Below are 6685 nucleotides of genomic sequence, written 5' to 3'. Positions count from 1 at the left end.
CGTGCCGCCGCCGCCCGGGATGCGGCCGGTCAAGCCGCCGCCGTTCGTGCCGGCAGGGTCGTGGCCGACGGGGCGGGGCGGGCCCTCCGCCTGCGCCGGGTGCGCGCGCTGACCTCTCTGGTCCTGCTCATCGGCGTCATATTCTTCGTCTCCGGCATTGTCGCGGTCGCGGCCGGCGGTGCCTGGACGGCGCTCCTCGGCGGCCTGGCCACGGCCGCCCTGGCGTTCGGTGCTCTGTCGCGCCTCGCGCGCACGGCTCGCCGCGCCCACCAGCACGCCGCCGCCACGAACGGGTCAGAGCTCACCGGCCGCGTCGCCCGGGTCGGACAGGCCTTCGAGCCGGTGCAGTTCGAGGAGACGCCCGTCGTCGCCCCGAGCTGGACGCCGCTCCCACTGCCGCGGCCGATGCACCTGTCGCGCGGATCCGTGGCCCAGACGGCGATGGCATCCGTCGATGCCGCCGCCGAACTGCGCAAGGCGGCCGCGGAGGCGGAACTCGCCCGCCGCGCCGCAGCCCTCGAGGTGGCCGTCACCCCGCTCAAGCGTGCGTCGACCGGTCGGGAGACCGCCCCGGCCGTTCCTGCAGCGAGCCGGTTCGCGTCGATGGGGGTCGTCGGAGACACCGCGCCCGGGATGAGCGATCTCGACGACGTGCTGCGTCGTCGCCGCGCCGTCGGCTGAGCGAATCCGGGGGCGATTCGGGCTCTCACGGGCGGGGCGGTGAAACTCGGTCGCTGCGCGTGATATTCTGCATAAGCGGTTGGGGGCTATGGCGCAGTTGGTAGCGCGTCTCGTTCGCAATGAGAAGGTCAGGAGTTCGAATCTCCTTAGCTCCACCGAGAAAGTCACTGATAGTCAGTCGCAGGCCCCTGGGAAACCGGGGGCCTGCTTCTTTTTCCCGCGCCTTCCGTGGCTCCCGGATTCGGCTGAATGTCAGTGGCCCGGAATAGCGTGGGCCCGCGCCACCGGGGCGCGGGCAGGAGCGTGACCATGGCTGGTGCGGCTGGTGCGGCTGGTGCGGCTGGTGCGGCTGGTGCGGCAGATGGTTCAGGCGGAGGCACGTCCGTGCGCTTCCGTTGCGGCACGGGGCGACGGCGACGGATGCGCGCATCACCCTGCAACGCGACTGCCCGCTCTGCATGCTCCTCGCCGAGACGAAGCGCAGCCGGGCCCAGCTGCTGCGCAAGGTGGTCGCCGGCCGGCGAACGCTTCTTAGTCAGGAGACGCGCATCGGGGCCGAATACGAGTGCATCTGCGACCGGGGCCACTTCCGCTACCTGGCCACCGTCCGCGCAGCCCTCACCGGCTCCGGCTGCGGATGCTGCTGGGTGAGCGCATCCGTCTGCCGCACCGGGTCAACGCGGTGCGCATCAGCCGCACCTTCTACGGTATGCCGGAGGTCTGGGCAGGCTCGGGCCCCACAGCATCGTCTGCCCGGGGGTGTCGGTAAAGGTCGTGGACCGCATCCTCGAGCTTCTGGGGGAGATCCGCGGGACCGACGCGGTGGAGGCTCTCCTGATCGTCTGATCGTCTGATCGTCTGATCGTCTGATCGTCTGATCGCCTGATTGCCTGATTGCCTGGTTGCCGCGGTCAGCCGACCGACGTCGCCATGGTGAGCACGGTCGTGCCCTCCGTGTCCGCCGCGGACAGGGCCACGCGCACGGCGTCGAGTTCGGCCAGGGAGGAGACGTGGGTGCCGCCGCAGGGGATGCGCACCTCGTGTGCCGGCAGCTCGCAGACCCAGTACCGGCGGTCGGTGAGCCGCGGGCCGTCCCGGTCGATGCGCACGCCCACGCCCGTGGCGACCCATTCGGCCAGGGCGGCGTTCACCGCGGATTCGATCCCGGCCAGTTGCTCCGTCAGTCCGTCGGTGACGAAGCCCTTCCGGCGCAGGGATTTGCCGAGCCGGTACGTGTCGACGGATCCGTTCTCGCCGATCAGGGACACGTCGATCGCGGTGCCGTCGAAGTCGGGGTTGCCGAGGGCGTCGGCGCGGACCTCCTTCTTCCACCGGTCGGCGAGGGCCCGGTTGAGGGCGAGGGAGGCGAGGTGGCAGGCGGTGTGGCCCGCGGACATCCGTTGCCGGTAGCCGGCGTCGACGACGGCGGTGACCGTCTGCCCCGGGGTCAGAGCGTCGTGGCCCTCCACGAGATGGGCCACGACGAACGCCCAGCCCGGCGTTCCCTTCGGCACCGGGATGTCCCGGCCCAGGTGCAGCGCCGCCCCGTCTGTCGCTCCCACGACGCAGTCCAGCACCGGCAGCTCGGTTCCGGCGACGCGCAGCACGGCCCGATCGGGACCCTGGTCGGGCCAGCCGGCGTCGACCGGGTGCACGGGGGTGGTGTCCAGGAGCACGGCGACCAGTCCGGTCGGGAGCGGCTCGACGTGCAGCACCGTGGCGGTTCCTTCGGTCTGGCCGGCGGGGTAGCCCACCAGGGTGTCTGCGGGGGGAAGTGTCATCGGCGGGTCCTTTCGGGACAAAAAAGGGTGTTGCCGCGGCAACCGCGGCAACACCCTGAGTTTAATCGTGGACCAGGCGCTAGGCCTTGCGCGCCTTCTCGGTCGTCTCGTTCGCCTTGGCGTGCTTGTCGGCACGCTTTTCCTTCAAGGACTTACCGGCGACCTTTTTGGATGCGTCCTTTTTGGGTGATTTGTCAGCCATGTGTACTCCTTCGAAACCGAGCCCCAGCGGCACCGTGACTTCGACCCTACGCGGGTTGCCGCGAAACGGCACCTTCCCGCTTCCCGCCGCTTCCCGCCGGTGCCCGGCCCCTGTGCAACTTGCCGACCCGGCCGTAGGCTGGGGCCGACGCGCCTCGCCAGCGGGGCAGACGTCACCACCCGGCAGAGAGGGACACACCATGAGCGACAAAACCACCTACCAGGCCATCTTCTACGGACCCAACGTGATCGCCGCCGGCACACCGCGCGAACTCGAATACGTGAACGGCGAGTACCAGAAGGAGGTCGTGATCGACTTCACGGATGACGGCGTGACCGCGCACCGCACGTTCCGCCTCGTCCGGGCGACCGAGGAACCCATCCCCTACCGTTTCGTCGACGACGAGCATGATGAGCCCGACGGCCAAGCGGACATCCCCAACTAGCAGGGAGATCCTCGCTGCCGGTCGCGGCGCACCCTGTGGACGCGGGCGCACGATGCACCGTGCGCCCGCGTCCACACCCTGTGCCGCGAGGTCGGGAAGCGGCGCTAGCAGTGCAGCTAGATCCGCGTGCCGGGGCCGCGGCCTAACCGCACCGGCAGTGCCATCAACGGTCCGACGAACCGGCGCTGCAGCCTGCGCGCCGGACCCCAGACGAACTGCACCACGTATTGGGCGAGGATGGCGCCCGCCGCCAGTGCGGCGGCCACGGCACCGGCGGTCAGCATGCTGAGCAGGCCGTCGATGTTGCCGTCGGACAGCTGCAGCAGGCCGCGGAACAGGATCAGCCCCGGAACGAGCGGGACGAGCGCGGAAACCACGATGACCAGTGGGGGAGTGCGCACGATCCGTGCCGCGATCGCGGCCAGCAGGCCGACGCCCACGGCGCTGAGCGCCGACGACCAGACCAGGTCGAATCCGGCGCTCACGCCGGCCAGGTAGAGCAGCTCGGCGACGGCGCCGAGCAGGCAGACCACCCAGAACGCCCGCCACGGCACCTGCACGGCGAGGCCGAAACCGGCGACGATGACGATGGCGGCGACCAGCAGTACCGGCAGGTCGGCCAGAGTCGGCGTGAGGTTGGCATCGACGCGCAGCTGGAACCCGAAGCGGGCCACCAGGAGTGACGCGCCGGCCACGCCGGTGACCAGGCCGCCCGTGATCAGCAAAGCCTCCATCATCCGGGCCGTACCGGTCAGGTAGAAGCCGGACAGGGTGTCGTGCACGGCGCCGAAGGTGGTGACGCCGGCCAGGAGCATGATGATGGTCGCGATGACGACCAGGGACGGATTCGCCGTGGGGTCGATCAGCGCGACGACAGCGGCGACGACCGGCCCGATCGCCCCGCCCACCACGTTCTGGTAGAACACGGGAACCTGGCGGCGGTCGAGCGCGGTCGTGATCAGGTCGATGAAGAAGGTGGCGATGAAGGCCGCGATGCAGACGACCAGGCCGCCGCCGATCAGCACGGCGGCGCCGGCCCCGACCAGGCTCCAGCCTATTCGTCGGTAGAGTGCCGGCACCTGCGGCTTGGCGCTGACGATGGTGGCCAGGCGTTTGCGGGCGTCGGCGACTTCGGGCGGCGAGTCGAGGATCTCGGCGATCAGCTCGGAGGTGGCCGTGAGCTTCCCATAGTTGAGGGAGCGGTACTTGACGTTACGGCTCCGGGTGATGGACTCGTGCGTGGCCGGGTCCTCGTGGGTGAGCGCGATGATCGTGTGGGTGACATTGGCCTCGGTGCCCCTGAGCCCGTAGGCGCGGGTGATGGCTTCCATGGCGGCCGTGGCGTCTTCGGCGCCGGCGCCGGCCGCGAAGATGACCTCCGCGAGCCGCATGGTGAGGTCGAGAACGGAGCGGGTGTAGGCGGCGCTGTCGAAGACGTTGAGCGTGCGGGTGACGTCAGACATCGATCGGACCCAGCCAGGCGGCGGCCACGGTGGCGTGTGCCGATTCGGCGTCGGAGGGGTGGAAGAGCCCGGCGAGCACGTCGCGGTACAGCCGGCCGAGCTCGTCGCCGGCGAAGTAGGACGAGCCGCCGCTCACCCGCACAGCCTGGTCGACGACCAGGCGTGCGGTCTCGGTGGCCCGGTACTTGAGGCCCGACAGGAGCGGGAACCACCGTGGGCCGTGATCGGCCAGGGTGTCGACGTCGTGGGCGAGGGCATCGATCTGGGGGTACAGGCCATCCATCATCATCGCTGCCTCCGCGACGCGCCAACGGATGTCCGGGTCCAGCGCCAGGGTTCGGCCGTCGTGTTTCAGCGACGTGCGTCGCTTCGCCGCCAGCACGGCCAGTTCGACTGCGCGCCGGCCGATGCCGGTGTACACCGCGGCCAGCAGGATCTCGAAATTGGCGAAGATGGCCAAGATCAGCGGGTCGGGGCTCGGCCCCGGGTCCAGCCTCCGGAAGACCTGATCCGGGCGGGCGGATGCGCCGGTGAGCACGGTGCTGCGGCTCTGGCTGGCCCGCATGCCCAGGGTGTCCCAGTCATCCTTCTGGCTCACCCCCGGGTCGGCCCGATCGATGAAGGCCCAGACGATCTTCGGTCCGTCGGCGGATTCCCGGTCGATGCCCATGGTGCCCAGACGGGTCCACGCCGGGGAGAGCGTGGTGAAGATCTTGGTCCCGGTGAACCGGTAGCCGCCGTCGGGCCGCGGGCTCGCGGTCGTGATCGAATCGGAGAGCACCAGGTCGTTGCCGGGCTCGCTCACGCCGAAGCCGAAGACCTCGCCGGCGACGGCGCCGTGCAGCACGAAGTCGAGGCTGTCGTCGCCGCGCTGGTGCAGGGTGCGGGCCACGCCCGTCCAGACCAGATGCATGTTGACGGCGAGGGCCGTGGCCGGGGCATGGGCGGCGAGGCGGATCTGGTCGTCGGCGACCTGCTGTACGCCGCGGCCGAGTCCACCGTGGGTGACGGGAACGAGCGAACGGAGATAGCCGCAGGCGATCAGGTCGGCCAGGTCGGCGTCGGGGAAGGTGTTGTCCCGGTCATGTTCCGCGGCACGAGACCGGATGCGTTCGAGAAGCTCGTCACCGAGCGGGGAGAGTTCGGCGGACGTGTTCACTGGATAAGTTTACGCGGGCGGGTGCCGCCTGCGTGACAACCGGATCACCAGATAGACGACACCGGCGACCAGGCCGAGGGCCAGCAGCCAGGGCAGCGCGAAGCCGATGCCGAGGATGGCTGTGCCGAAGGCCGCCACGAGAGTCTGCCAGCCCGCGGCGACCGCGCCCCAGAAATCATCGGGGGCAGCCGGCGGCACCGTTCCGGTGGAGTAGAGGTCGAGCGTGATCGTCGAAAAATCGACCTGGTCGGCGAGGTAGTCCCGCTGGGACTGCAACCCCTCGAGCTCGCTCTGCCTGGCCGACAGGGCGCTCTCCGCCGCGAGCAGGTCAGCGGTGCTCGTCGCCGACTGCATCAGGGCCAGCAGACGGTCGACCGAGGTCTGCAGCGACGTGATGCGGGCGTCGAGGTCCTGGGTCTGCTGGGTGATGTCCGAGGCGTTGAGGGTGACGAAGTTCACGGTGCCGAGGTTCTTCAGCTCGGTCAGGGTGGCGTCGAGCTCGTCGGAGGGGATGCGCAGGGTGATGTTCGCGCTCGCCGGCTGGTTGCCGGTGGAGGGGTTCTCGGTGCGGCTGTCGATCCGGCCGCCGGCCTGCTCGGTGATGGTGACGGCATCCTGCACCGCCTTGATCGGGTCCGTCACGGTGATCGAGACCATCCCGGTGGTGATCACGTCGCGCTGGCTGGAGGCGATCTCACCCGTGCTGCCGTCCTGGAAGGCGCGCGAGTCGAGAGACTCGTCGGAGGTCCCCGATTCGGTGCCGGGTTCGACGGTGCCGGGTTCGGGAAGGCCGGGTTCGGAGACGCCGGGGGCTGTGCCGGAGTTGCCGGAGTCGGTGGAAGCGCCGGGCACGGAGCAGCCGGCCAGCAGCAGGGTGCCGAGGAGTACCGCGGCCAGCGCGGGAAAACGCTTCATGGCCTCACTGTACGACCGCGATCGTCGGCGATGGATCAC

Annotated in this window: 6 protein-coding genes, 1 tRNA gene and 1 pseudogene; 3 read left to right on the top strand and 5 right to left on the bottom strand. The window is 70.0% G+C overall.

What is annotated here, in order from left to right:
• Positions 1 to 681 (top strand): annotated as a pseudogene (locus tag E3T23_RS15225) (hypothetical protein); the annotation flags it as partial.
• An 82-nt stretch (positions 682 to 763) separates the two neighbouring features.
• Positions 764 to 836 (top strand) — tRNA-Ala (locus tag E3T23_RS08145).
• 756 nt (positions 837 to 1592) lie between these two features.
• Here E3T23_RS08145 and E3T23_RS08140 read toward each other — a convergent pair.
• Entirely contained in the window at positions 1593 to 2462 is an 870-nt protein-coding gene (locus E3T23_RS08140; protein WP_134369853.1) for an alanyl-tRNA editing protein, read from the bottom strand.
• Between the two features lie 79 nt (positions 2463 to 2541).
• The gene (locus E3T23_RS15820) at positions 2542 to 2664 is read right to left on the bottom strand and encodes a hypothetical protein (RefSeq protein WP_255408599.1); all 123 of its coding nucleotides are present in this window, start codon (positions 2662 to 2664) and stop codon (positions 2542 to 2544) included.
• Between the two features lie 199 nt (positions 2665 to 2863).
• Here E3T23_RS15820 and E3T23_RS08135 point away from each other — a divergent pair, with 199 nt between their 5' ends.
• Positions 2864 to 3109: a hypothetical protein gene (locus E3T23_RS08135; protein ID WP_134369852.1), complete on the top strand. Its 246-nt coding sequence runs from the start codon at positions 2864 to 2866 to the stop codon at positions 3107 to 3109.
• Positions 3110 to 3225: 116 nt separating this feature from the next.
• Here the strand turns inward: E3T23_RS08135 and E3T23_RS08130 are convergent, their stop codons facing one another.
• From E3T23_RS08130 to E3T23_RS08120, 3 genes are read right to left on the bottom strand one after another with little or no spacing between them, the layout of a single operon-like run.
• On the bottom strand, positions 3226 to 4572 hold the full coding sequence (locus E3T23_RS08130) for a threonine/serine exporter family protein (protein WP_134369851.1): 1347 nt from the start codon (positions 4570 to 4572) through the stop codon (positions 3226 to 3228).
• A complete protein-coding gene (locus E3T23_RS08125) occupies positions 4565 to 5731 on the bottom strand; it encodes an acyl-CoA dehydrogenase family protein (RefSeq protein WP_134369850.1) in 1167 nt (388 codons plus the stop codon). Before E3T23_RS08125 ends, E3T23_RS08130 begins: the two co-directional genes overlap by 8 nt.
• A gap of 9 nt (positions 5732 to 5740) precedes the next feature.
• Entirely contained in the window at positions 5741 to 6646 is a 906-nt protein-coding gene (locus E3T23_RS08120; RefSeq protein WP_134369849.1) for a DUF4349 domain-containing protein, read from the bottom strand.
• Positions 6647 to 6685: the final 39 nt, after the last annotated feature.

This window comes from Cryobacterium cheniae, from assembly GCF_004403395.1.
Classification (GTDB): Bacteria; Actinomycetota; Actinomycetes; order Actinomycetales; family Microbacteriaceae; genus Cryobacterium; species Cryobacterium cheniae.
The sequence above is the reverse complement of the archived record's forward strand: the minus strand, read 5'-3'. Positions and strand labels throughout refer to the sequence as shown.

Excerpts from the sequence above, each read along its gene's own strand:
- E3T23_RS08140 (WP_134369853.1), bottom strand. The coding sequence starts at position 2,462 with ATGACACTTCCCCCCGCAGACACCCTGGTGGGCTACCCCGCCGGCCAG.
- E3T23_RS08135 (WP_134369852.1), top strand. The coding sequence starts at position 2,864 with ATGAGCGACAAAACCACCTACCAGGCCATCTTCTACGGACCCAACGTG.
- E3T23_RS08120 (WP_134369849.1), bottom strand. The coding sequence starts at position 6,646 with ATGAAGCGTTTTCCCGCGCTGGCCGCGGTACTCCTCGGCACCCTGCTG.
- E3T23_RS08130 (WP_134369851.1), bottom strand. The coding sequence starts at position 4,572 with ATGTCTGACGTCACCCGCACGCTCAACGTCTTCGACAGCGCCGCCTAC.
- E3T23_RS15820 (WP_255408599.1), bottom strand. The coding sequence starts at position 2,664 with ATGGCTGACAAATCACCCAAAAAGGACGCATCCAAAAAGGTCGCCGGT.